This window comes from Thiomicrorhabdus sp. zzn3, from assembly GCF_029767755.1.
GTDB lineage: Bacteria > Pseudomonadota > Gammaproteobacteria > Thiomicrospirales > Thiomicrospiraceae > Thiomicrorhabdus.
In genome coordinates this window covers 781,883-805,277 of sequence record NZ_JARUQS010000001.1, presented here as the reverse complement: position 1 = coordinate 805,277, position 23,395 = coordinate 781,883, and the positions used below count along the sequence as shown (strand labels likewise).

Below are 23,395 nucleotides of genomic sequence, written 5' to 3'. Positions count from 1 at the left end.
ATTAAAAACTTAAAAACCAATTAATTTTCAACCTATTACTGAACAATCAGTGAATTTACAAACGATCACAACGTCCCTAGGCAATTGTGCTGACCTACGTCTACTGCAACATGGGCAGACCGGCCCTTAGAAGTAAACCGTAAATCGGTTGGATTACAGACAGCAGGAATGGATGCGAAACTTAAGTCCGCCGACATTAAAATCCGGTTAAATCTAAAAAGAGGTATTCGGCATATTTAAACCGATGAGTCTGTTTGCAGTCTCAATTAAAGTTGAAGGCGCAAACAAGAATGAAGTGAAGGTGAACGAGCTAGAAATTGTCTACACTCAGAGACACAATGCCACGAAAACAGGCATCTGCTTGATCATTTGGCAACCGGGCTATCTTAGGATTTAAACTGAATTGATCCCTAAGACCCCTAGCTTTCCGTCCTTGCTTCACAACAAGTTTGGCACAACAAATTTATGGCGAGGCACTTTAAATTAACCTTTAATTTTAGTCAAGTATTTTTTCAAATTTATTACTGATGTTTACATATACTTTGGGGAAAAATTCAATTTGCTAATTGAAGAGGGGCAACAAAGAGGCATGGTAGCAAAGGTTTTATTTGGATTTGCTTTGCCAATAAGAAGCAAAGAACGCGCCGGACAAATTGTGCCAGATGCTGAACAAGGCCCCGGGCAGAGCACTGGCGGCCGAAAAATACTGCAAGGCCAAAGCCACGCTGAGTCCGGAATTCTGCATCCCCACTTCCAACGCTACCGTCCGCGCAATGACGGAATCGTAGCCCAACTTTCGCGTAATCCAATAGCCGCTGAACAGACCGATTAGGTTATGCAGCATCACCGCAACAATTAACATCGCGCCGACATGTGCCAATTCCATATGATTCAAGGCCACCACCGTCGCAATGATCAATGCAATTGCCCCCATCGAATAGAGTGGCAGTAAAAAGCGTACCGGTTTCACCCAGTGACTCATAAAGTGGTTGACCAACATCCCCAAACTCAGCGGCAATAGGATCAATTTGAGCAGACTCAAGAACATCCCTGACACCGGTACATCAAAGCTCTTGTCGAGGTAAATCCAGGTCAACAACGGCATCAAACCAACGGCCAACACGGTTGATACCAAAGTCATACTCACCGATAGTGCCACATCCCCACGGGCCAGATAGGTCATGACACTGGAGGCGGTACCGCCCGCAGTCGCCCCAACCAGCATCATGCCGATGGTCCACTCGTCAGACAAGCCAAACGCCAACGACAATAAAAACGCGGCTAAAGGCATAACGCCAAACTGCGCGGCGGCTCCGATCGCCACCACCTCCTTTTTGTACCAAACGCGTTCAAAGTCGCTTAAGCGAAGATTTAAACCGGTACAAAATACAATCACCATCAACAGAGGCACAATCCACTCTTTAAGCCCTACAAAATAATGCGGCCAATAGAACCCCAGTAACGCAGCAAACAGCGCCCACATTGGAAAAGTGAATAAAAAACTCAAACGTTGCATTTTGAACAGGCCTGTTCAGTTTTAATTGGCTAAAAACGACACAGAAAAGTCAGTATCCATTCATTATCTAAGCGCGACCTTAAAACGGCAGCGCATTCGCCAATAACGCGGAAATCAGTCCAATCACACTTCCGAATACGCCGCCCCACACGACCAACCAGCCAAGGTGTTCTTGAATCATGTTTTGCACCATCTGCTTCACCAACTGCGGTGTCAGTTCCGCCAAACGGGCTTCGATAATTGCTTCGATTTTTGCCTGGATCTCCCCCATCACATCCGGCTGATCGATCTCTTCCTGCAATAATTGCAAAAAGCGCTCTTCCTGCGTCATCTCGATCAATGCGCTTTTCATATTGGTGATAAACGGTTCTTTTAGCGGGTTGAGGGCGTCGGCCCCGCCAAACATCCCCAGCATGCTGCCAAAGGAGGAGTTCATAATCACCTGTACCAGCTTATCGTACGCCGGGGTCAGATCGACCTTTTCAATCACCGGGGAGAGATTCAAATGACTGTGCAACTCTTTTTGGCCGCTGACAAAACGGTCAATGTTCTGCTGATTAAAAAACTGCTCCATCATCAACTGACGAATCGCCGCTTTAAACGCCTCGAACCGATTGGGAATCACGCCCGAGCCATACAAGCCGGGCACCTTCTCAAACAGCATATAAATCGCCAGCCAGTTGGTCAAGGCACCGGACAGAGCGAACAGGCCTGTCCAAAACAGAATCGGTTCGGCCATGACCGCCCCACTGAGCAAAATCAAACCGGCCAGAAAATTAGTCAACAAACTTTTATTCATACAATTTAAACCTCATCGAATGCAAGATTAGAATTGAAAAAGGCCGTCAGTCACACTTTTCGGCAACCACAAACGCCACCGCATGGGTCTTTTCATCACTCACGCTGATCTGCCAGTTGTCGACGCCAAGTTCATCAGATTTCTGCCGGGCTCCACCAGACAAGCGCAACACCGGCTGACCACTCGAGCGGTTTTCAATGACCATATCGTGAAAGGACACGCCTTGGGCAATGCCGGTCCCCAAGGCTTTGGAGACCGCCTCTTTAATCGCCCAGCGTTTGGCCAGATAACGTTCGGGGAAGCGGTGTTCACAAAAGCGCGCCCATTCCGCATCGGCGAGTATGCGGCGAGCAAACGCTTCGCCTTGGCGGCGATAGACTTCAGCGATGCGCGCCACATCGACAATATCGGTTCCAATGCCAATAATCATATCGAACTGCCTATAATGCCGGCCTTAAGATGAAGCGGGTTCATCAGTCGTTTAAATAGGCCTGTTGACGCGCTTCAACCATTAAACGCTTCATTTCATGCACCGCGTCCGGCAGACCGGAGAACACCGCCTGGGCAATGATGGCGTGTCCGATGTTCAACTCTTCGATCACTTTGATCGCCGCGATCGGCTGCACATTATGATAGTGCAAACCATGTCCGGCATTGACCACCAGCCCTAAACGATGGGCGTATTCGGCCGCATGACGGATACGCTCCAACTCGGCCGCCACTTCCGCCGGTTTTTCCAGTTCGGCATAGGTTCCAGTATGCAGTTCGATCACCGGCGCTCCGACTTCTTTGGCCGCTTCGATCTGCGCTTCGTCCGGGTCGATAAACAGCGACACCCGGCAACCGGCTTCGGCCAGACGGGCACACACTTCGGTCAGCCAGGCTTTTTGTCCCGCCACATCCAAACCGCCTTCGGTGGTCAGCTCTTCCCGTTTTTCCGGTACCAGACAAATATCTTCAGGGTGATAACGGCAGGCAATCTGTACCATCTCCTCGGTGGCGGCCATTTCCAAATTCACTTTGGTCTGACGCATCATCGAAATCCGGGCAACGTCCTCGTCCTGAATGTGGCGACGATCTTCGCGCAGATGCAGCGTGATGCTGTCCGCTCCGGCCATTTCGGCATCCAACGCCGCCTTGATCGGATCGGGATAACGCGTGCCGCGTGCCTGCCTCAAAGTGGCGACGTGATCAATATTCAATCCTAAATAAATTGGCGACATACTTACTCTCCCGAAAATTTAAAAGGTCATCCCAATAGAATTACGGCGCATTTTCGTTGCACTTGAGATAAATACAGCAACAAAGAAAAACGCCAAACAAACTTATCTAAACAGTTGGCGGGCCAAAATCGGTTTAGGGCCCAAATAGGTCTTTAAGATCTGTCTAAGCAACGCTTTCCACTGCGGCAAACAGATTTCGCAATAGGCCTCATCGGCCAATTTCAGCAAACACTCCCCTTGGATGGCTACCCCCTGCCCGACTGGCTGTTGGCTCTCTTGCAGCCAAATCTCTTCGCTCCCCGCATCACTCAAAGGATAAGCCCCCATCTCTGCGTAATAGTGGTAGAGCCGTTGCGGCTGAACCGGTTGTTGGTGCGCGTCTTCCCTACATTGAATTTCCACCCCCAGTGCCGTCAGGATTTGCAATTCAAAACGACGCAACACCCAGGCCTGTTGATTTCGATTTTGGGTTTTCAACAGTTCATAGAGAGCGGTTTCATAACGCCCAAACAGCGTTTCAACCGAAACCCCTGGATACAACAGACGGTAGAGCAACTCATTAATATAGAGACCGCAGAAACTGGCTTCGCCTTCCAGAGGAAAGCGCAGTGGCTCCGCCTCCAATGCACGCACGGTAACCAGATCGGAAGAGGCATGCTGCTTGCCGCGCCACTGTAGCAACAGCTTTTGGAAAGGTTGCAACAAGGCGCTTTTGTGCATCGCTGCACGCCCCTTACCTCTGGCGCCCCGAATCACCGCATTGATTTTGCCTTGCTCCGCTGTCAGCAAGGTCGCCAACAGGCTCGTTTCCCGGTAGGGTCGGGCGTGCAAAATATAGGCCTGTTGAGTGATTTCCATCGGTTGCCTGCTCTAGATTGAGTCTCTTGGCTATTCAAGCCGTCCACAGATTGTGTCACTTAACTGGTGCGATTAGGTCGTATAATCGTCGTTATAGCCCAAGCTGGCCAGCGCCCGCGCGTCATCCGACCAGTTTTCTTTAACCTTGACCCATAATTCCAGGTGGACACGGCTGTCGAGCATGGCCACCAGATCTTTGCGCGCCTGAGTGCCCACCTTCTTGATCATTTCGCCTTTTTTTCCGATCACGATCTTTTTCTGTCCCGGGCGTTCCACCAAAATCAACGCATGGATCACCCAGCGCCCTTCTTCTTCGTCGTACTGGAACTGTTCAATTTCCACGGTGGTACCGTAAGGGACCTCCTCGCCCAAAGTACGCATGAGTTTTTCGCGAATAATTTCCGATGCCAAAAAGCGGCTGGAACGGTCGGTAATGTAATCTTCCGGAAAGATCGCTTCCTGATGCGGCAAGTGCTTCAGTACGGTTTCCACAATCTGTTCAAGGCCGTTTTTCTGGTAAGCCGACACCGGAATCAGAGTATCGAACTCGACCTTTTCGGACACCGTCTGCAAAAACGGCATCAGCTCTTCTTTGTTCTTGAATTTATCGATCTTGTTAACCAGCACCACCACAGGAATATCCAGGCCTTTAAGCTGACTGGCCACGGCCTGATCTTCATCGGTCCAGCGCCCGGCTTCCAACACAAACAAGATCACATCCACATCCGCAAACGCGCTTTTAGCGGTGCGATTCATGTATTGGTTAATGCTTTTTTGTCCGCCCAGGTGCATGCCCGGCGTATCCACATACACGATTTGATGCTGATCTGTGGTGTGAATGCCATGAATGCGGTGCCGCGTCGTTTGCGGTTTGTGGGACGTGATACTGAGTTTTTGCCCCAGTAACTCGTTCATCAAGGTCGATTTTCCGACATTGGGACGGCCGATCACCGCAGCGAATCCGGCTTGGTAAGTCCCCTTGTTTTCTCCGGAAGGGAGGCTTGAGGTCTTGGAAGAGGTATCTGAATGTTGCATTCAATCCCTTTTATCAGAATGATGGTTGAGTTTGAGCAGGCCTGCTTAATTTGAACAGGCCTGCTCAGTAGTATTTGGCTCTAACGTAGCAAGCCGTCATAACATCGAGCTCCGCCAGGGCTACAGTTGATCCAGAGCTTCCAGTGCGGTTTCTGCCGCCTTCTGTTCCGCCTTGCGGCGGCTCGAAGCCGTGGCTTCAAATTTGGTATTCAGTTTTTCAACATAGCAGGAAACGGTAAACTCCTGAGCGTGGGCGGCCCCATTGACGCTGATAATGCTGTATTCCGGAAGCGGCTGTTGCTGAGATTGCAAATATTCTTGCAAACGGGTTTTGGGGTCTTTACCGATTTTTTTCGGATCCAGTTCCTGCAACCGCTTCTCATAAAAACGGTTCACCAAATCGCGACAGGCCTCCAAACCGCCATCTTCATAGACGGCAGCAATAATCGCTTCAACCGAATCGGCGATGATCGAATTACGCCGAAAACCGCCACTTTTGAGTTCGCCCGGCCCCAGTACCAAATAGTCGCTCAGGTTATACTCCTTACCGATCACGGCCAGTGTATCTCCTTTGACCAGATGCGCGCGCACTCGGCTCATGTCGCCTTCCGGGAGCTTGGTAAACTGGTGAAACAGCATATCCGCAATAATGAAATTCACCAGGCTGTCTCCAAGAAATTCCAGGCGCTCGTTATTGGTGGCGCCCATGCTGCGATGAGTCAGCGCACGTTGCAGGTAGCTAATGTCATTAAACTCGTAACCGAGCTTTTTTGACAGTTGTTGCAACTTGGCCTGACGTTCGGTTGACAGCAGTGCGGAGCGGTTGTTTTTCATGCTCAATCGATTCCCATGCCCAATCGGTTCAAATGGATGCCGTTATCCCAGTTCATCCAAATACCGAACGCCTTGCCTTTGAGGTTTTTCTCCGGCACAAAGCCCCAGAAACGGCTGTCATTACTGTGATCACGATTGTCGCCCATCACAAAATAATGGCCTTCAGGCACACGAATGACGTCGGTATTACGGCTGATTTTATCCAAATCCCAAAGGATATTGTACTGATGGCCGTTATCCAGGGTTTCGCTAACGATTTGCGCACCATTCATCATCGCACCGGAATCGTTTCCTAAGTATTTGCCTTTAATTTCATGCTTAACCGGCTTGCCGTTAATAAACAGGGTGCGATCAACATAAGTCAGTTCGTCACCTGGCAGGCCGATAATACGTTTGATGTAATCGACTTGGGGATCTTTCGGGTAACTGAACACCACGACATCGCCACGCTCAGGCTCACCAACTGGAATGATTTTGGTCTGCGTCACCGGCAGTTTAATGCCATAAGAGAACTTGCTGACTGCGATGAAGTCACCAATTTCCAACGTCGGATACATGGAACCGGAAGGAATGCGAAAAGGCTCAACCACAAATGAACGTAGGATCAACACCACAATAAACACCGGAAACAGGGAACGCGCGTATTCGATAATCACCGGCTCTCTTTCGGTGGTGATGGACTTTTCACGTTTAGGGCGCCAGACCAGACGGTCGACATAGGCAATCACTCCGGTCACCGCGGTGACAATCACTAAAATCAGTTCAAAGCTCATCAGGCCTCCCCTCCTGTATCGAGAATGGCCAAGAAGGCCTCTTGCGGCAATTCTACACTGCCGATGGATTTCATGCGTTTTTTACCTTCTTTCTGCTTCTGCAGCAGCTTCTTCTTACGTGATACGTCACCACCGTAACACTTGGCGGTGACGTTTTTACGCAAGGCTTTAACGTTGGTACGCCCGATGACCTTTGAACCAATCGCCGCCTGAATCGCAACATCAAACATTTGACGTGGAATCACTTCACGCAGTTTTTCAATAATCACCTTACCGCGCTGCACCGCAAAGCTGCGGTGCACAATCACCGCCAAGGCATCAACCGGCTCACCGTTAATCAGGAAGTCCATACGCACCAGGTCGCCTGCCTGAAAACGTTTGAATTCATAATCCATCGAGGCATAGCCACGACTGCATGATTTCAAGCGATCAAAGAAATCCAGCACCACTTCATTCAGCGGCATTTCATAATGCATCGAAACCTGTCCACCGGAGTACTGCATGTCTTTTTGCACCCCACGCTTTTCAATACAGAGCTTCATCACCGCGCCGACATACTCTTGCGGCACCAGGATATTGGCCTGAATGATCGGTTCACGAATTTCATTGATTTTACTTGGATCAGGCAGCTCAGAAGGGTTATCAACCTTAATAACGTCCCCCGCCTTGGTTTCTACTTCATAGACAACCGTTGGTGCCGTGGTAATCAAATCCAGGTTGTATTCGCGTTCCAAACGCTCCTGAATGATTTCCATATGCAGCATGCCCAGGAAGCCGCATCGGAAACCGAAACCAAGGGCTTCGGAGGTTTCCGGTTCAAAGTGCAGTGCCGCATCATTCAAACGCAGTTTACGCAAAGCCTCGCGCAAATCTTCATACTGCTCTGAAGTGACCGGAAAGAGCCCCGCAAAAACGCGCGGCTGCGCCGGCTTAAATCCGGGTAAAGGTTCGACATCGGGCTTGCTGGCATCGGCGAGCGTATCCCCCACCGGAGCGCCATCAATGTCTTTGATTCCGGCAATCACATAACCTACTTCACCGGCTGACAGGTAGGGTTTCGAGGTCCGTTTGGGAGTGAAGATTCCGACATCATCCACCAAGTATTCTTCTTTGGTCGAAAGGACCTTCATTTTGGTCTTCTTGCCGATTTTACCGTCAATTACACGCACCAAAGAGACGACGCCGAGATAGTTGTCAAACCATGAATCAATAATCAGTGCTTTCAAAGGCGCATCCGGATCCCCCTGCGGCGCCGGAATCTTGCTGACGATCTCTTCGAGCGTCTCTTCAATACCGATTCCTGCCTTGGCACTGGCACGAACCGCATCCTGGGCTTCAATACCAATAATCTCTTCAATCTCTTCGATCACCCGTTCCGGTTCTGCGGCCGGCAAATCGATCTTATTCAGTACCGCCAACACTTCCAGTCCCTGTTCAACCGCAGTGTAACAGTTGGCTACGGTCTGGGCCTCTACCCCTTGAGAAGCGTCAACGACTAGCAGCGCACCCTCACAAGCGGCCAGTGAACGGGAAACTTCATAAGAAAAATCAACGTGACCCGGTGTATCAATGAAATTCAGTTGATAGGTGTTTCCGTCTTGAGCCTTATAGTTGAGCGTCACACTCTGCGCTTTAATGGTGATACCGCGTTCCCGCTCCAAATCCATTGAATCAAGAACCTGGTTGGCCATTTCACGCTCGGTCAATCCGCCACAAACCTGAATAAAACGGTCTGCGATGGTGGATTTACCATGGTCAATATGGGCAATAATGGAAAAGTTACGAATGAATTTCAGTGCGTCTGACATCTATGCTCCAACAATCACGCTACCCAACTTAATGCTGTTAACGTACGCTACAAAAAAAGGGGCGAATGGCCCCTTTACTCCCGTTCAATTTTCTTGCATCTGCAAAAGTATTCAAGAACAGGGTATGGTCTAAAATGAAATTGCGATTATTTTACGATAATTCAAGCGCTAACGCACCGACAAATTAGCATACCAACTGCAATTTCACGGTCTATAACCACGACCACACTGTGCGACAACTCCGCTAATTATTTTTCCAACACCAGTGGCAAGAACAGAGAACGTTTGTTGCGCACGACACGCACCGGTAGCGAACGTCCAGCCGGAGCCTGTTGCAGAATCTGACTCAACACCTGTACATTCTTGACTGGCTGAAAATCAATCGTCACGATAATATCGCCAGGACGGATACCGGCTTTACTTGCCGCACCCTCCTCAATATCGGTCACTCGGACACCGAATGGCAAATTCAAAGCCTCTAAAGTGTCTTTATCCAAGGCTTCTACCGTTGCGCCTAAACGATTGTTTTTCATGGCACCGCCGTCGCCGGAAGCAACTTGCTGGGCTTTATCGAGCTCAGTCAACTTCACGGTCACAGTCATCTCTTTGCCCTGACGAAGCAACACCACCTTAAGCGGCTTGTTGATTTTGGCTACACCGACCAATGGAGGTAGATCAGCCGATTTTTTGATTTTATGGCCGTTAAATTCGAGAATAATATCACCGGCACGGATCCCGGCACGTTCAGCAGGTGTATCCGGGAATGTTTGGCCGACCAGCGCACCTGTTGGGGCCTCCAAACCGAATGATTTGGACAGATCGCTGGTGACCTCCTGAACCTGTACCCCCAGGAACCCACGTGCAACCTTACCGCTGTCTTTAAGCTGCTCAGCCACATTCATCGCAATATCGATGGGAATCGAGAACGATAGCCCCATGGAACCGCCATGCTTGCTGTAAATCTGGGAGTTAATCCCAACGACTTCACCGGCCAAATTAAATAAAGGTCCACCCGAATTACCTGGGTTAATTGACACATCCGTTTGAATAAACGGCACATAGGTATCATCCGGCAAAGAGCGGCCAATCGCACTGACAATCCCGTGGGTTACCGTATAATCCAAACCAAAAGGTTCCCCGATCGCCAATACCCACTGCCCTACTTTTAGCGTGCTCGAGGTTCCGATCTTAGCAACCGGTAAATCCTTAGCTTCAATTTTCAATAGGGCTACATCTGTACGCGGATCTGCACCCACCACTTCCGCTTTTAACTCTTTACGATTGCGCATACGCACCATAATGTCGTCCGCGCCATCGATCACGTGATTATTCGTCAAGATATAACCGTCTTTACTGATAATAAATCCAGAACCCAAAGAGTGGACTTCCTGCTGCATCTGCGGCGCATTGCGATCAGGCTGTCCTTGAAAACCAGGAATACCAAAGAAATAACGCAGCAGCTCTTCAGGCATCCCCTGAAATTGCGGGACATTAGGACGCTTAATTTTTTTGCTGGTACTGATATTCACTACAACCGGACTATTCTCTTCAGCCAGTTGGGTAAAATCTGGGAGCCCGTAGGCTTGAGCACTTGGCTGTGCCCTGATTTCCGACTCATTACTAGACATCGCATAAGGCGCTTGCGACATAAATAAGATACCAGTCATTACGCAAGCGGCTAAAGTTCCTGCAAAAGAACGTCTTTTCATTTTCATCACCTTATCGTCAAAACAGGTCATCACTTTGTATGGTCAACGCCTTGCAAAAAAAGTTGGGCATAACCATACAACCAATTAAATTCGTTGAACGAATCGATTGATATAAGAAACACTTCAATCCTAACCAATTTTAAAGCGATACATCCTTACAAAAGGATTGAGACTCAGCCGTTTTCACAACTCTGCTTAAAACAGGGAGAACCGGCCGATAAACACGGCGGGTGACCACCCAACCTGAGATCAATCCAAATCCCCCACCTGCAATGGAAAACAGATCCGCTGAAGTTTCACTTACCCCTAATAAGGTTTGGGCGAGATATTTCAAGCCCAACGCCCCGACAAACAACGCCACCAAAGGCCAGCCATAAGCCATAAACGCATGCTTAACCAAGCGCGATTCATCCAAACTCAGCTCAACCAAATCCCCGACTTTGGCCTGAATGCGATTGGGCACCCTTAATGGCTTAGCGGTCGTGGAGGCAAACAGACTTGCCAATGCGCTTGTGCCACAGGCGGACTGTGAGGCGCATCCACCACAACCGGTTTGACGCTGAACATCCACCAAGGCAAATTCGCCCGACAAGTCAATCACTTGCCCTTGGGTCACCAAGAGAGAATCTGAACGCAGGTTTTGATCGTTTTCATTGACTGGTTGCATATTTCACCTGAACTTACACGGCAAAGGCCTGACACAAGAAAATAAATTAACATAAAAAACTCGCCCCGACCCGCTGTTTCTCTATAATATTGACTCAATACTCATTCAATACGACCGCTTACATCATCGTATTAAACTCATCACACTACACGGTTCTTGGCGACAGTTTTGTCACCCAAACCAACCTCTGATAGCAATCATAAAGGAATGTGAGTGAACAGCTCAAAAAGTTTAAAAACCGATATCTTGGTGATTGGCAGTGGCATTGCAGGTTTATCCATTGCGCTTAAACTTGCTCAGCATCATAAAGTCATGGTGCTAGCCAAATCCTCGCTCACCGAAGGCAGCACCAACTATGCACAAGGCGGCATTGCTGCGGTACTCGATCCTTTTGACAGCATTGACTCTCACATTCACGATACACTGGAAGCCGGGGCAGGCCTGTGCAAAGCCAAAACGGTTAAATTGGTCGCCAAACATGCGGCTAAAGCCATCAACGAATTAATCGAACTGGGCGTGCCTTTTAGCCGCTGTGAAGGGGCTCAATGCACATACCCATTTCACCTGACCAAAGAAGGAGGTCATAGCCATCGCCGCGTCATCCATGCCGCCGACCATACCGGCCAATCGGTTACAGAAACCCTGATCGGAAATGTTCAGAAGCACCCGAACATCACCCTGCTTCCGGAACATATCTCCATCGACTTGATTCTGAATAAGCCACGTAATCGTTGCATTGGTGCCTATGTGCTTAACAAGTGTGATAACAGCGTCTACGATATTTGGGCGGACTTTACCGTTCTTGCCACCGGTGGCGCCAGCAAAGCCTACCTCTATACCAGCAATCCGGATACCTCAACGGGAGACGGAATCGCCATGGCCTGGCGCGCAGGCTGCTCGGTCGCCAACATGGAGTTCAACCAATTTCATCCGACCTGCCTCTACCATCCCAATGATCGCTCTTTTCTGATCAGTGAAGCGGTACGCGGAGAAGGCGGCATTTTACGCCTACCTAACGGCACTGCGTTTATGGAGAAATACGACAAGCGCAAAGACCTGGCACCGCGTGATATCGTGGCCCGTGCCATTGACCATGAAATGAAAAAACATGGCCTGGATTGCGTCTATTTGGACATTACCCATAAGTCAGCAGAATTTATCAAAGAGCACTTCCCAACCATCTACGAACGCTGTTTAAAGGTCGGCATTGACATCACTAAACAGCAAATCCCGGTGGTACCGGCAGCGCATTACACCTGCGGCGGGATCGTCACCGACCTGCACGGCAAAACAGATCTAGAAGGCCTGTACGCCATTGGTGAAACCGCCTATACCGGCTTGCACGGGGCTAATCGCCTTGCCAGCAACTCACTGGTAGAAGGCTTGGTGTTTGCCGAAACCGCACGGCAAAGTATTGAGCTGGCCTATCAAAAACCGTTAAGCAATCAAGCCCCCCCACGTCCCTGGGACAGCAGCAAGGTTACCGACCCGCAAGAAAAAATTCTGGTTGCGCACGACTGGGATGAGTTGCGACGCGTCATGTGGGACTATGTCGGCATAGTACGCACTAACAAGCGGTTAAAACGTGCCCGTCAACGCATTCGCAATCTGCAAAAAGAGATTGATGAATACTACTGCGAACACACTGTCCACAGCGACCTGTTGGAATTGAGAAATCTAGCTCTGGTGGCGGAACTGATGGTGAAAAGTGCCCAACGCCGCAAAGAAAGCCGCGGCTTACACTATAACCTGGATTATCCAGACACTTTGCCAAAGGCTAGACCGACAGTTCTATCACCGAAAAAAAACCACCGACGTTAACGTTAAGAGATCTAACTCAACACAGATATAAAAAAACCGGCGAATTGAAGGTTCAATTCGCCGGTTTTTTGCATACACAGCGGGGGATCACTTTAGGACTTAGCCATTCCCCATTGGCATAAACTCTTCTTCACTTTTTGACATCTGTTCAATCAAACCTTCTGAAGCCAACTTATCGATATCAATCAGAATAACCATTTTGTTTTTGGCCACTTTCTCTGTCTCTTCGGAAGTCGCGTCTTCTTTAACCGCCTCTCCCGGAATCGTCGCCAACCCAAGAATAAACTGATTATCAATCGTAGCCGCAATGTCTGGCGCTGGCTGCAGTGAATCCACATCAAACTGCTGCACATCCGATACGGCATCCACAACCAAGCCAACTACGCGCTCCCCTTTCGAGGTAATCACATGCACCACAATCACCACCGTGGTCGCATCATAACTGGCATCTAAGTTAAAACGCTCTCGCAAGTCGATAATCGGTACCACTGTGCCACGCAGGTCTACCACCCCTTTTACGAAAGGAGGCACATTCGGAAGAGGCATAGGTTTTTCCCAACCTCTGATCTCCTGAACTCGCAAAATTTCAACTGCAAATTGTTCCTGGCCCAGACGGAACGTTAAAAAATCCTTTTTTGCTTCTGCCACCAACGCTCTCCAAATTTATTCATCGGTACTGAAAGGAGCTTTCAGACCACGCCGAGTGAGTTTATAAAAATCATTAATAATCACCAATAGTAACCGCCGATTCGTAAAAATTCAAATAATTTACCCGCTTTGTCTGTCACCTGATTCAAGCCCTTCGTTTGACGCTGAATTTTGCGATTTAAGCGCTCTACGGGTATCATTTGTGCACATCTGAAACGAAGGAAAGAATATGAACAGCGAAAGTACCACAACCAATCCTGTTTGGACTCGTTTTTTGCAAGAACAAGGGGCTCAATTCGATGACTCAGGCGAGCGCATTATCACCTTTGGTCATAGCGAAGTGGAGCGCTACTTAATCAAGCACGGACCGGTCATTACCAGCTTGAGCCATCATGCTTTGCTCAAGGTGTCCGGTTCCGATGCGTTTGATTTTTTACAAGGGCAACTGAGCAGTGACTTAACCGAAGTTAACGAAAACCGTGCACAACTCTCCTCTTATTGTGATCCTCAAGGAAACGTGCTGGCTGTATTTACCGTCTTTAAAATCGGTGAGGCCTTCTATTTAAGTTTTCACGGTTCTTTACAAGCGAGTATTGAAAAGCGTCTGAAAATGTTTGTGCTGCGTTCTGACGTCCAAATCAGTGATGTCGCTCAAGAAATGATTCACATCGGATTTGCCGGAGAGTTCGCCGACCTGGATGTTCAGCGTCGCTTAAGCACCAAAATTAAAGAGACCTACGAAACCGGCATGGTGCAAGCCGAAGGCATGCAGAACATCTGCGTGGTTAAGGTACCCGGCCCTTACCATAAATACGACCTGTTCGGTCCGGCTGAAGAAATTCAGCAGGCATGGATTAAACTGCGTGAAAACTGTGATGTCACCAACACTCAGGACTGGAATCTGTTAAACATTGCTGCGGCCGTACCGGAAGTGACAACGGCCACCAGTGGCAAATACACCGCCCAGTTTTTAAATCTGGATAAGCTCGATGCCATCAATTTCAGAAAAGGCTGTTTTCCCGGACAAGAGATCATTGCACGCATCCACTACCGCGGCAAAGTGACCAAACGCATGCTCCGTGTCCGCCTGGATGAACTCGTGGAACTAAACGCCGGAGACACCTTGACCCTTAAGGACAATGCGGACAAGAGCTTCAAACTGGAAGTGATTTTGGCCAATCCGGACGTACTCAGCGGTACACGCTGCCTGGCGGTTGGCACCTTAAAGTCGCTAGAAAGCGCTCAGGGTGAACTCAAAACCGAATCCGGTCATGCGGCTGTTATCGAACCTATGCCTTACAGCATTACCGACGAAGAATAAGCAGTTTGACCTGACTGTAAATCATAAAAAAAGCCCTGCATGGCAGGGCTTTTTTGTTTTGAATGAAAACTGAGCAGGCCTGTTCAGTTTTCTTCACGGACTCAAATCTAAACGTCAGATCAGCTCGCAGGGCGCATATGCGGGAACAACAACACATCGCGAATGCTCGGTTTATCGGTAAACAGCATCACCAATCGGTCAATCCCGATTCCTTCACCGGCGGTTGGCGGCATACCGTGCTCCAACGCAGTAATGTAATCTTCGTCATAATGCATCGCCTCGTCGTCCCCGGCCTCTTTCGCTTCAACCTGAGCGCGGAAACGTTCCGCCTGATCTTCAGCATCATTCAACTCGTTAAAGCCGTTGGCCAACTCTCGCCCGCCGATAAACAGTTCAAAACGGTCGGTAATGAACGGATTTTTGTCGTTACGGCGCGCCAATGGAGAGACCTCGGCCGGATATTCGGTAATGAAAGTGGGATCCATCAACTTCTCTTCAACCGTCTCTTCAAAAATCTCGGTCAGCACTTTTCCAAGACCGTAACTGTCCTCAATTTTGATATGCAGTGATTTCGCCACTTCCCGCGCGGCCTCCAAATCGTCAAGCTGCTCAGCTGTCACATCCGGGTTGTATTGCAAGATCGCATCTTTCATCGTCAAACGCGCAAACGGCTTACCAAAATCAAACTCCTGTCCTTGATATGGCACGGTCGTCGAACCGACTGTCAATTCCGCCAGCTCTTTTAATAACTCTTCGGTGTAATCCATCAACTGGTGGTAATCGGTATAAGCCGAATAGAATTCCACCATGGTGAATTCCGGATTGTGGCGAGTGGACAGTCCCTCATTACGGAAAGAACGGTTGATTTCAAACACTTTCTCGAACCCGCCGACAACCAAGCGCTTCAGGTACAATTCCGGTGCGATGCGCAGGTACAACGGCATATCCAATGCGTTATGGTGGGTATTAAATGGTCTGGCCGTCGCCCCCCCAGGAATGACATGCATCATCGGCGTTTCCACTTCCATAAAGCCTTTTTCGATCAGGAAGTTTCGCACATGCTGAACGATCTTCGAACGCATAATGAAAGTTTCGCGGCTCTCTTCATTCACAATCAGGTCCACATAACGCTGGCGGTATTTCACCTCCTGATCTTGTAACCCATGGAACTTATCCGGCAACGGGCGGATCGATTTAGTGATCAGTTCGATATGGTCAACATGAATCGACAGCTCGCCGGTATTGGTCTTAAACAACGTTCCTTCGGCTCCAACAATATCCCCCAGATCCCACTTTTTAAACTGTTCGTTATAGAACCCTTCCGGCAATTCATCACGAGTCACATAAATTTGAATGCGTCCTTCATAGTCCTGCAAAGTGGCAAAGCTGGCCTTACCCATAATACGGCGCAACATCATTCTTCCAGCCACCTTAACGCGAACCGGTTCCGCCTCTGCCAACTCTTCCTTGCTCATGCCGTCGTACTTACCGTGCAGCTCCGCCGAGGTGTTTTCGCGACGGAAGGTATTTGGATAGGAATGACCGATCTCACGCAGTGCATTCAACTTGGCGCGACGCTCCGCAATGATTTTGTTCTCATCCACTTCTGGTACGTTATTCTGTGTTTCTGACATTTAATACTCTCTTAACATTCTCAACAGGCCTGATGCTTTTCAACCCTGCCCGGTTTCGTTAAATCTTTTACAACGGTTTCGCTTAAATTTCTTGCGTTAAATACCCGCTTTTAGACTGGCGACAATAAACTGATCCAAGTCTCCGTCCAACACGGCGTTGGTATTTCCAGTTTCCACACCGGTACGCAAATCTTTAATGCGCCCGGAATCCAACACGTAAGAACGTATCTGACTTCCCCAACCGATATCGGATTTAGAGTCTTCCAATGCTTGTTTTTCTGCATTGCGCTCCATCATTTCCAGCTCATACAGCTTGGCACGCAACTGTTTCATCGCTTCGGCCTTATTCTGATGCTGCGAACGTCCATTCTGACACTGAGTTACCGTATTGGTCGGCAAGTGCGTGATACGGACTGCGGATTCGGTTCGGTTAACGTGCTGACCGCCGGCCCCACTTGCACGGTAAACGTCAATTCGCAAATCCGCGGGATTGATGTCAATTTCAAAGCTGTCGTCAATCTCCGGCGAAATAAACACCGATGCAAACGAGGTATGGCGGCGATTCCCCGAATCAAACGGCGATTTGCGCACCAAACGGTGCACACCGGTTTCAGTACGCAGCCAGCCATAGGCGTAGTCACCCTGTACGTGAATCGTAGCACTCTTGATACCGGCTACATCGCCGTCTGTGACCTCCAACAGTTCGGCTTTAAAGCCATGACTTTCCGCCCAGCGCAAATACATTCTTAACAGCATGTTTGCCCAATCCTGGGCCTCGGTACCGCCGGAACCAGACTGGATTTCCACATAGCAGTTATTGGCGTCCAATTCACCGGAAAACATACGCTGGAATTCAAGCTGATCCAACTTGCCGCCTAGACGGTCAAGTTCGGATTTCACCTCCTCAACCATCTCTTCATCGGCGTCCATTTCTGCCAGTTCCAGCAGTTCCTTGCAGGATTCCAGACCGCCGTCCAACTCTTCGATGGTAGAAACGATATTTTCCAACTGGGATTTTTCTTTACCCAGTGCCTGAGCTTGCTCCGGACGATTCCAAACCTCCGGATCTTCCAGCTCGCGCAAAACCTCAACTAGGCGTTCAGATTTTGTCTCATAGTCAAAGATACCCCCTAAGCGATTCCGTACGTTCCTGATAATCGCTTAATCGGCTATAAACCGGGTTTAATTCCATGTCGTCAGACCTTTCATTATCCGCTTAAAAAATAAACGGGAATCATACCAGTATTTAAACTTTTTTGCTTGACCTTATTGGATTCCCATCCATATATATAAAGTTTAAAGTTTTATACAACTTAGCCGATAACTTATTGTAATTAAACCATTCCTACTGCATACCATTTTCACTAGCGCTTGTTTTATCTCTATCAACAAGCGTAAAATGAATCATGAAAAGTTGGATTTCAATCAGATTAATAAGAGGTAACGACCATGGCGATCAACCCTGTCAATAAAGGGCTTATTAACGCCTATCAAAAAACCAACGCATTAACCCCTGCGCAAGCCAACCCCGAAAATCAAGGAAAGCGGGCGCACGGAAATCCGGAATTGCCTGTGCAAGCGTCGGAGAAAGCGGTTGAAGTCCATCAAAGCCGAACAACATTGCGTCAAGCACAACAAGCCGATTTAGTCGCTCATCTGTTTAGCAACCCTGAACAAACGTCTCATAAGGCTTTAAAAATCACCTTTCAAGAAGCGATTGACAAACTCAATGAGATTTTGACTCAAGAGTTAGGACAAACCGAATTCAAACCAATCAGCGATGAAGCCCTACAAGCGCAAGGCGGCTTAGAATATTGGAGCCCGGAAAATACCGCTAAGCGCATTGTAGACGGGAGCACCGCAATGCTTGCCGCTTTTCAAAAAGCCAACCCGAACTTAGAGGGCGAGGCGCTGATTAACCGTTTTATGGATGTGATTGGCAACGGCATCACTCAGGGGTTTGATCAAGCCAAGGGAGTGCTGGGAGACTTGAATGTACTGGAAGGTGAGGTTGCCGACAACATTGAACAAACCTTCCAATTAGTCCAGCAGGGATTGCAAGCCTTTAAAGAGAATTATCTGAACCCTGAAACCGAAACGGCAGAAACAGAACCCTTGACAAGCTCTTCGGAAGCTACAGAAGTTTCTGAAAACCCTGAGAAATCAAGCGATTCCTCAGGGTGATTCCTGAGGGTAATATGTTCCTTTAAAACCCAAAAAGGAGCCTAAACGCTCCTTTTTGGGTTTAGAGTTCAGTTTGGACTTATTCAATTTCTTCCAAACGAACCTTAGTCAAACCGGATTCATTGGCATAATTGGTGATCTCGGCCGTTGACGTCACACCCATTTTAGTCATTAGGTTCTCACGATGCTTAGAAACCGTACGGTCACTGATATCCAGAATTTCCGCAATTTCTTTCGTCTTATAACCCTCAGCCACCAACTTAACCACCTGCTTCTCGCGAACAGAGAGTTTCTTGTTCGAAGACAGTTTATCCAGTTCGGCATCCAGGATCGGTTGAATTTCCGAATGGATAAACGTATCGCCCGCGACCACTTTACGCACGCCTGAAATTAACTCTTTCTGTGAAACCGATTTCATCGCAATGCCGTTCACCCCCATATCCAGGACTTCCATCCACACGCTCGGGGTTTCGGCTGCAGTCAGCACAATAATTTTAGTCTCTGCGTAGCGCTTTTTGATGTGCGTGATCGCATTCAAACCACTCAATTTTGGCATAGACAGATCAAGCAGAACGACCATTGGTGATTTGGTTCTAACCAACTCCAGGCATTCCAAACCATCTTCCGCCTCTCCAACAACAGAGAAATCGTCTTCCGATTCTAAAATCGATTTAAATCCAGCTCTTACCAGACTATGATCTTCTGCTAATAAAATCGTTACTTTATTTGTCATGGATCTCATACCTCAATAAGGGATCGGAGCAAGACAGTTCGGAATATTCCGAATACAGTCCATATATTTAACGGGTATTATGGCTAATTCCCTATGATTTCTCAAGGAAATTTAGCGCCTTCCTAATCAGCCCGACAAGATGTGCAATATTTTGTTTGCGCACCTGCTCAGGCAACTCATTTTCAGCTTGGGCTTCAATTTCGCGTAGCCATTTAACCCAACGCTCCAGCTGAAAGACCATACAGTTGCCTTTCATGTAATGCGCCAGTGCTTTAATCTCGTGCCATTGCGACTGTTTTAGCTTTTCATCCAATTCGGACAAGTTGGCTCGCATCTCAACAAAAAAACTCGAAGCCAGGTGCTCAAACTGCTCAGGAATTCGATCAGCTTTTTGCAGCTCATCGCCTTCTTCCATGCTATAAGGCCAATCCACTGATTTTTCAAGGGAACTCGCCATATCCTCAGTTTCTGATGTCTCGTCTTCCGAAGACTTGATCGCTCCGTTTTTTCGTTGCACGGATTCTAACAACTCAAAAACCTGGGCTTTACTGATCGGCTTGACCAGCCACTTTTTAAACCCCAGACTCTCTAAATTGTGACCATCAGGGATCAACTCTTCACCACCACCAGCGGTAATTGCAAACACGGCTTGCAATGCATCGGCACCGCCAGATAACTTCGCCTGCTGGATCTTTTCCATTACCGCAAAACCATCCATAACCGGCATCTGAATATCCAAGAAAACAATATCAAATGACTGCTGCTGAAAGAGTGACCAAGCCTGCTGGCCATCTTGTGCCTCAACCACCTGGCATTCCAGTTCTTTCAAAAACCCGCTCAATACCATGCGATTGATTTGAGAATCGTCTACGACTAAAACTCGATATTGAAAGCCTGAAGAACCTTCATCAGCTTGGCCATCAAGGGGAGTGGACAAGCGACTCTCTTCAATAGAAGGTAACTCGCGCTCATCCTCTGCTAAGGGCAATCTCAAGCTAAAGTTAAATCGCGTTCCGACCCCCACCGTTGAAATAACAGAAATATCTCCTCCCATCACATCAATCAACTGCTTAACCACTGAGAGCCCTAAACCGGAACCCAATGTCCGTGTAGCCCCCTCTGTTTTAAATTGAACAAAGGGATCAAAAATGTGGGGTAATTTTTGAGCTTCTATCCCCTCCCCGGAATCCATCACCATAAAGCTGAAATGATCCCGGTTCTGCTGACGGACTTCTACCGAGACGCCTCCGGCGTGCGTAAACTTAATGCCATTAACGATCAAGTTAATCAGAATTTGTGACAAACGGATGCCATCGCCATACACCCAGTCACTCTCTCCAAGATAAACCAGAGAAACAAACACGCCTTTTTCCGCCGCGATTGACTTGGTCAATTGCTTTACATAATCAAAAGTTTGTTTAAGAGAAAAACGCCGTGGGTGCAATGTAATGGCATCGTACTCGGTCTGGGAATAGGTCAAGATATCGTTAACCAGAAACACCATCTGCTCACTGGTCAGACTAATCACTTTTAGACGTTCGTTGAGGTAAACATCATCCGGGTAATGCTGCTTAAGATTTGCCACCATGCTGCTGATACCCAACAAAGGAGAACGCAGCTCATGACTCAGTAACGCCAGGAAACGGGACTGCTTGGCATAGGAATCCTGAATCACCCGGTTTTGCTCTTCAAGCATCTCTTGACGCTCATAGAGTTGACTTAAGGATAAACGCCCCTGAGCATCTATCATTTCCTGCTCAAACAGCACCATCTCGGTAACATCAACGCATTCGGCAAAGATGCACTCTTCGCTCCCCAGCGTCATAACCTTCAAACGGTGCTGAAACGAGCTTTTACCGAAACGCGTGTTAAAACTGCAAACAAAACGAACTTCATTTTCCGATGAATCGAGCAGCTCTTGTATTTTGAGGCGAATCAGATGCTCTTCATCCTCACCAGTCAAGTCTTTCAACCCGCGCAGCGGATGGGAAAACAGCTTTTTCATTCCTTTAGAACAGGCAAAAAACTGACAATCGGCAGAGATTTCGCAGCACCACCACACCACCTCATCGGCAAGCCATTGATTGAATTTCTGTTGATCTAACTTCATAAAAAGACTGTTCTGTTATTTTGGCTGAAAGACGCGTACAATGATGAGCCATATTTTGCTTAGCATATAAAACCGACTTGAACCCTCTTGCCTATCCAGTTTTCCGGAGGTTTTACGGTTTTTTCCATAAAACCCTCTTTAACCAAAAGTTAGGTAACAATTCGTGATCGCTCGTTATTGTTTATTAAAACCGATCAAAGTCGTATTCACAATTTTAACGAGATAAAAATGCCTTTTGAGAGACCTGTATGACTTTCAACAGGCCTGGTCACTCGGTTTGCCATGCAGCCTACAATCAATTTCATCGCAATTTCTTAGAACATCAATAACATGACAGAAAAACAATACCGCATTGAAAAAGACAGCATGGGCGAACTTCAAGTTCCAGCTGACGCCCTTTATGGCGCACAAACACAACGCGCTATCAACAACTTTCCTATCAGCGGCACTCCGATGCCGAGCAGTTTTATTAAAGCGCTATGCTATGTCAAATTTGCCTGCTCCGACAGCAACCGCGAGTTAGGATTGTTAAGCGAAGAGAAAGCCCACGCCATTCAAACTGCAGCCGACCGTATCATTAAAGGCGAGTACCTGGACCAATTTCCAATTGACGTATTCCAAACCGGTTCCGGCACCAGTACCAATATGAATGCAAACGAGGTCATCGCTACACTGGCTAAATCCTTAACCGGTGTGGACGTTCACCCTAACGATGACGTTAATATGAGCCAAAGCTCGAACGACGTCATCCCAACAACCATTCACGTATCGGCCGCTATCAGCCTGGAAGAACGACTATTACCCGCTTTACGCCACCTAGCAGAAGTCATCGAAGACAAAGAAAAAACACTATCCGATGTCGTCAAGACAGGCCGCACTCACTTGATGGACGCGATGCCGGTAAAAATGAGTCAAGAACTCTCCGGTTGGCGCGCACAAATCAGCGACAACATTCAACGCCTTGAAGATACGCAAAAACGTCTGCACAAATTACCACAAGGTGGCACTGCAGTAGGAACCGGCATCAACGCTGAGGCTGAATTTGGCCGTCTGGTCGCCGCCAATCTCTCAACGATCACCGCGGTACCATTTGAACAGATGGATAACCTGTATGTCGGCCTAAGCTGTCAAGACACGGCATTGGAGTTAAGCGGCCAGCTGAATGTGCTCGCCGCCTCTTTAATGAAAATCGCCAACGATCTACGTTGGATGAACTCGGGGCCACTCGCAGGTCTGGGAGAAATTCAATTACCGGCACTGCAGCCTGGAAGTTCAATCATGCCCGGTAAAGTTAACCCCGTGATTCCGGAAGCGGTTTGTATGGTTGCTGCACAAATCATGGGGAATCATACAGCCATTACCGTTGGCGCTCAGACAGGAAACTTCCAGCTGAATGTCGCCCTGCCAATGATTGCATTTAACCTGCTACAAAGCATTGAAATCGCTGCCAACGCTTCAATCCAGCTTGCGGATTTGGCGATTCATGGTTTTACGGTCAATCATGACAATATTCAAAAAGCATTAGACATCAACCCGATCCTGGTAACCGCATTAAATACCGTTGTTGGCTACGAAAAAGGAGCCGCCATCGCCAAAGAAGCTTATCGAAGCGGACGCCCCGTATTGGACGTTGCTTTAGAGATGACTGACCTGGATCGAGACACTTTAAAACAATACCTAAACCCGGCCTTGTTGACTCAGGGCGGAAACCCAAGCATTTAA

General features: G+C 48.3%; 20 protein-coding genes and 1 riboswitch. Of the genes, 4 read left to right on the top strand and 16 right to left on the bottom strand.

Features of this window, described 5'->3' with window-relative positions:
* Window positions 1-368 precede the first annotated feature (368 nt).
* A riboswitch (cyclic di-GMP riboswitch) is annotated at window positions 369-464 on the bottom strand.
* Window positions 465-604: 140 nt separating this feature from the next.
* From QCB44_RS03690 to QCB44_RS03640, 11 genes are all read right to left on the bottom strand, one after another.
* Window positions 605-1,516, bottom strand: a complete 912-nt coding sequence (locus QCB44_RS03690) for a bile acid:sodium symporter family protein (protein WP_279407984.1) — start codon at window positions 1,514-1,516, stop codon at window positions 605-607.
* 79 nt (window positions 1,517-1,595) lie between these two features.
* On the bottom strand, window positions 1,596-2,315 hold the full coding sequence (locus QCB44_RS03685; RefSeq protein WP_279407983.1) for a DUF445 domain-containing protein: 720 nt from the start codon (window positions 2,313-2,315) through the stop codon (window positions 1,596-1,598).
* A 46-nt stretch (window positions 2,316-2,361) separates the two neighbouring features.
* The gene (gene acpS, locus QCB44_RS03680) at window positions 2,362-2,745 is read right to left on the bottom strand and encodes a holo-ACP synthase (RefSeq protein ID WP_279407982.1); all 384 of its coding nucleotides are present in this window, start codon (window positions 2,743-2,745) and stop codon (window positions 2,362-2,364) included.
* Window positions 2,746-2,788: 43 nt separating this feature from the next.
* Window positions 2,789-3,538 (bottom strand): pyridoxine 5'-phosphate synthase, encoded by a 750-nt coding sequence (pdxJ, locus tag QCB44_RS03675; protein ID WP_279407981.1) that lies wholly within the window; start codon window positions 3,536-3,538, stop codon window positions 2,789-2,791.
* A gap of 102 nt (window positions 3,539-3,640) precedes the next feature.
* On the bottom strand, window positions 3,641-4,396 hold the full coding sequence (gene recO, locus QCB44_RS03670) for a DNA repair protein RecO (protein WP_279407980.1): 756 nt from the start codon (window positions 4,394-4,396) through the stop codon (window positions 3,641-3,643).
* 72 nt (window positions 4,397-4,468) lie between these two features.
* The gene (gene era, locus QCB44_RS03665; RefSeq protein WP_279407979.1) at window positions 4,469-5,431 is read right to left on the bottom strand and encodes a GTPase Era; all 963 of its coding nucleotides are present in this window, start codon (window positions 5,429-5,431) and stop codon (window positions 4,469-4,471) included.
* 120 nt (window positions 5,432-5,551) lie between these two features.
* Entirely contained in the window at window positions 5,552-6,265 is a 714-nt protein-coding gene (rnc, locus tag QCB44_RS03660; RefSeq protein ID WP_279407978.1) for a ribonuclease III, read from the bottom strand.
* 2 nt (window positions 6,266-6,267) lie between these two features.
* Window positions 6,268-7,038 carry a signal peptidase I gene (gene lepB, locus QCB44_RS03655; RefSeq protein WP_279407977.1) on the bottom strand — a complete coding sequence of 257 codons (771 nt, stop codon included), beginning with the start codon at window positions 7,036-7,038 and terminating at the stop codon, window positions 6,268-6,270.
* Complete coding sequence (gene lepA / locus QCB44_RS03650) at window positions 7,038-8,846, bottom strand: translation elongation factor 4 (RefSeq protein ID WP_279407976.1); 1,809 nt, start codon at window positions 8,844-8,846, stop codon at window positions 7,038-7,040. The genes lepB and lepA overlap by 1 nt, the downstream gene beginning before the upstream one ends.
* 248 nt (window positions 8,847-9,094) lie before the next feature.
* Entirely contained in the window at window positions 9,095-10,555 is a 1,461-nt protein-coding gene (locus QCB44_RS03645; RefSeq protein ID WP_279407975.1) for a DegQ family serine endoprotease, read from the bottom strand.
* A 139-nt stretch (window positions 10,556-10,694) separates the two neighbouring features.
* Window positions 10,695-11,222 (bottom strand): SoxR reducing system RseC family protein, encoded by a 528-nt coding sequence (locus QCB44_RS03640; RefSeq protein ID WP_279407974.1) that lies wholly within the window; start codon window positions 11,220-11,222, stop codon window positions 10,695-10,697.
* Between the two features lie 213 nt (window positions 11,223-11,435).
* Here QCB44_RS03640 and nadB point away from each other — a divergent pair, with 213 nt between their 5' ends.
* Entirely contained in the window at window positions 11,436-13,043 is a 1,608-nt protein-coding gene (gene nadB, locus QCB44_RS03635) for an L-aspartate oxidase (protein WP_279407973.1), read from the top strand.
* A gap of 99 nt (window positions 13,044-13,142) precedes the next feature.
* Here nadB and QCB44_RS03630 read toward each other — a convergent pair whose 3' ends face one another.
* The gene (locus tag QCB44_RS03630; RefSeq protein WP_279407972.1) at window positions 13,143-13,691 is read right to left on the bottom strand and encodes a chemotaxis protein CheW; all 549 of its coding nucleotides are present in this window, start codon (window positions 13,689-13,691) and stop codon (window positions 13,143-13,145) included.
* Between the two features lie 229 nt (window positions 13,692-13,920).
* Between QCB44_RS03630 and QCB44_RS03625 the strand changes: the two genes are divergently transcribed.
* A complete protein-coding gene (locus QCB44_RS03625) occupies window positions 13,921-15,012 on the top strand; it encodes a folate-binding protein (protein WP_279407971.1) in 1,092 nt (363 codons plus the stop codon).
* A gap of 119 nt (window positions 15,013-15,131) precedes the next feature.
* Here QCB44_RS03625 and lysS read toward each other — a convergent pair whose 3' ends face one another.
* Together lysS and prfB are read right to left on the bottom strand one after the other, a co-directional pair.
* Window positions 15,132-16,646: a lysine--tRNA ligase gene (gene lysS / locus QCB44_RS03620; protein WP_279407970.1), complete on the bottom strand. Its 1,515-nt coding sequence runs from the start codon at window positions 16,644-16,646 to the stop codon at window positions 15,132-15,134.
* Between the two features lie 96 nt (window positions 16,647-16,742).
* Window positions 16,743-17,838, bottom strand: a protein-coding gene (gene prfB / locus QCB44_RS03615) for a peptide chain release factor 2 (RefSeq protein WP_279407969.1) whose coding sequence is annotated in 2 segments (ribosomal slippage) — window positions 16,743-17,765 and window positions 17,767-17,838 — 1,095 coding nt in all. Because the reading frame shifts where the segments join, the coding sequence is not laid out codon by codon here.
* 257 nt (window positions 17,839-18,095) lie between these two features.
* Between prfB and QCB44_RS03610 the strand changes: the two genes are divergently transcribed.
* On the top strand, window positions 18,096-18,830 hold the full coding sequence (locus QCB44_RS03610; protein ID WP_279407968.1) for a DUF5610 domain-containing protein: 735 nt from the start codon (window positions 18,096-18,098) through the stop codon (window positions 18,828-18,830).
* Between the two features lie 79 nt (window positions 18,831-18,909).
* Here QCB44_RS03610 and QCB44_RS03605 read toward each other — a convergent pair whose 3' ends face one another.
* Together QCB44_RS03605 and QCB44_RS03600 are read right to left on the bottom strand one after the other, a co-directional pair.
* A complete protein-coding gene (locus QCB44_RS03605; protein WP_279407967.1) occupies window positions 18,910-19,563 on the bottom strand; it encodes a response regulator transcription factor in 654 nt (217 codons plus the stop codon).
* Window positions 19,564-19,654: 91 nt separating this feature from the next.
* Window positions 19,655-21,673: an ATP-binding protein gene (locus QCB44_RS03600; RefSeq protein WP_279407966.1), complete on the bottom strand. Its 2,019-nt coding sequence runs from the start codon at window positions 21,671-21,673 to the stop codon at window positions 19,655-19,657.
* 330 nt (window positions 21,674-22,003) lie between these two features.
* Here QCB44_RS03600 and QCB44_RS03595 point away from each other — a divergent pair, with 330 nt between their 5' ends.
* A complete protein-coding gene (locus QCB44_RS03595) occupies window positions 22,004-23,395 on the top strand; it encodes a class II fumarate hydratase (protein ID WP_279407965.1) in 1,392 nt (463 codons plus the stop codon).

Bases quoted from the DNA above. Each gene is read 5' to 3' on its own strand.
- QCB44_RS03690 (WP_279407984.1), bottom strand. From the start codon at position 1,516: ATGCAACGTTTGAGTTTTTTATTCACTTTTCCAATGTGGGCGCTGTTT.
- QCB44_RS03685 (WP_279407983.1), bottom strand. From the start codon at position 2,315: ATGAATAAAAGTTTGTTGACTAATTTTCTGGCCGGTTTGATTTTGCTC.
- acpS (WP_279407982.1), bottom strand. From the start codon at position 2,745: ATGATTATTGGCATTGGAACCGATATTGTCGATGTGGCGCGCATCGCT.
- pdxJ (WP_279407981.1), bottom strand. From the start codon at position 3,538: ATGTCGCCAATTTATTTAGGATTGAATATTGATCACGTCGCCACTTTG.
- recO (WP_279407980.1), bottom strand. From the start codon at position 4,396: ATGGAAATCACTCAACAGGCCTATATTTTGCACGCCCGACCCTACCGG.
- era (WP_279407979.1), bottom strand. From the start codon at position 5,431: ATGCAACATTCAGATACCTCTTCCAAGACCTCAAGCCTCCCTTCCGGA.
- rnc (WP_279407978.1), bottom strand. From the start codon at position 6,265: ATGAAAAACAACCGCTCCGCACTGCTGTCAACCGAACGTCAGGCCAAG.
- lepB (WP_279407977.1), bottom strand. From the start codon at position 7,038: ATGAGCTTTGAACTGATTTTAGTGATTGTCACCGCGGTGACCGGAGTG.
- lepA (WP_279407976.1), bottom strand. From the start codon at position 8,846: ATGTCAGACGCACTGAAATTCATTCGTAACTTTTCCATTATTGCCCAT.
- QCB44_RS03645 (WP_279407975.1), bottom strand. From the start codon at position 10,555: ATGAAAAGACGTTCTTTTGCAGGAACTTTAGCCGCTTGCGTAATGACT.
- QCB44_RS03640 (WP_279407974.1), bottom strand. From the start codon at position 11,222: ATGCAACCAGTCAATGAAAACGATCAAAACCTGCGTTCAGATTCTCTC.
- QCB44_RS03625 (WP_279407971.1), top strand. From the start codon at position 13,921: ATGAACAGCGAAAGTACCACAACCAATCCTGTTTGGACTCGTTTTTTG.
- lysS (WP_279407970.1), bottom strand. From the start codon at position 16,646: ATGTCAGAAACACAGAATAACGTACCAGAAGTGGATGAGAACAAAATC.
- QCB44_RS03610 (WP_279407968.1), top strand. From the start codon at position 18,096: ATGGCGATCAACCCTGTCAATAAAGGGCTTATTAACGCCTATCAAAAA.
- QCB44_RS03605 (WP_279407967.1), bottom strand. From the start codon at position 19,563: ATGACAAATAAAGTAACGATTTTATTAGCAGAAGATCATAGTCTGGTA.
- QCB44_RS03600 (WP_279407966.1), bottom strand. From the start codon at position 21,673: ATGAAGTTAGATCAACAGAAATTCAATCAATGGCTTGCCGATGAGGTG.
- QCB44_RS03595 (WP_279407965.1), top strand. From the start codon at position 22,004: ATGACAGAAAAACAATACCGCATTGAAAAAGACAGCATGGGCGAACTT.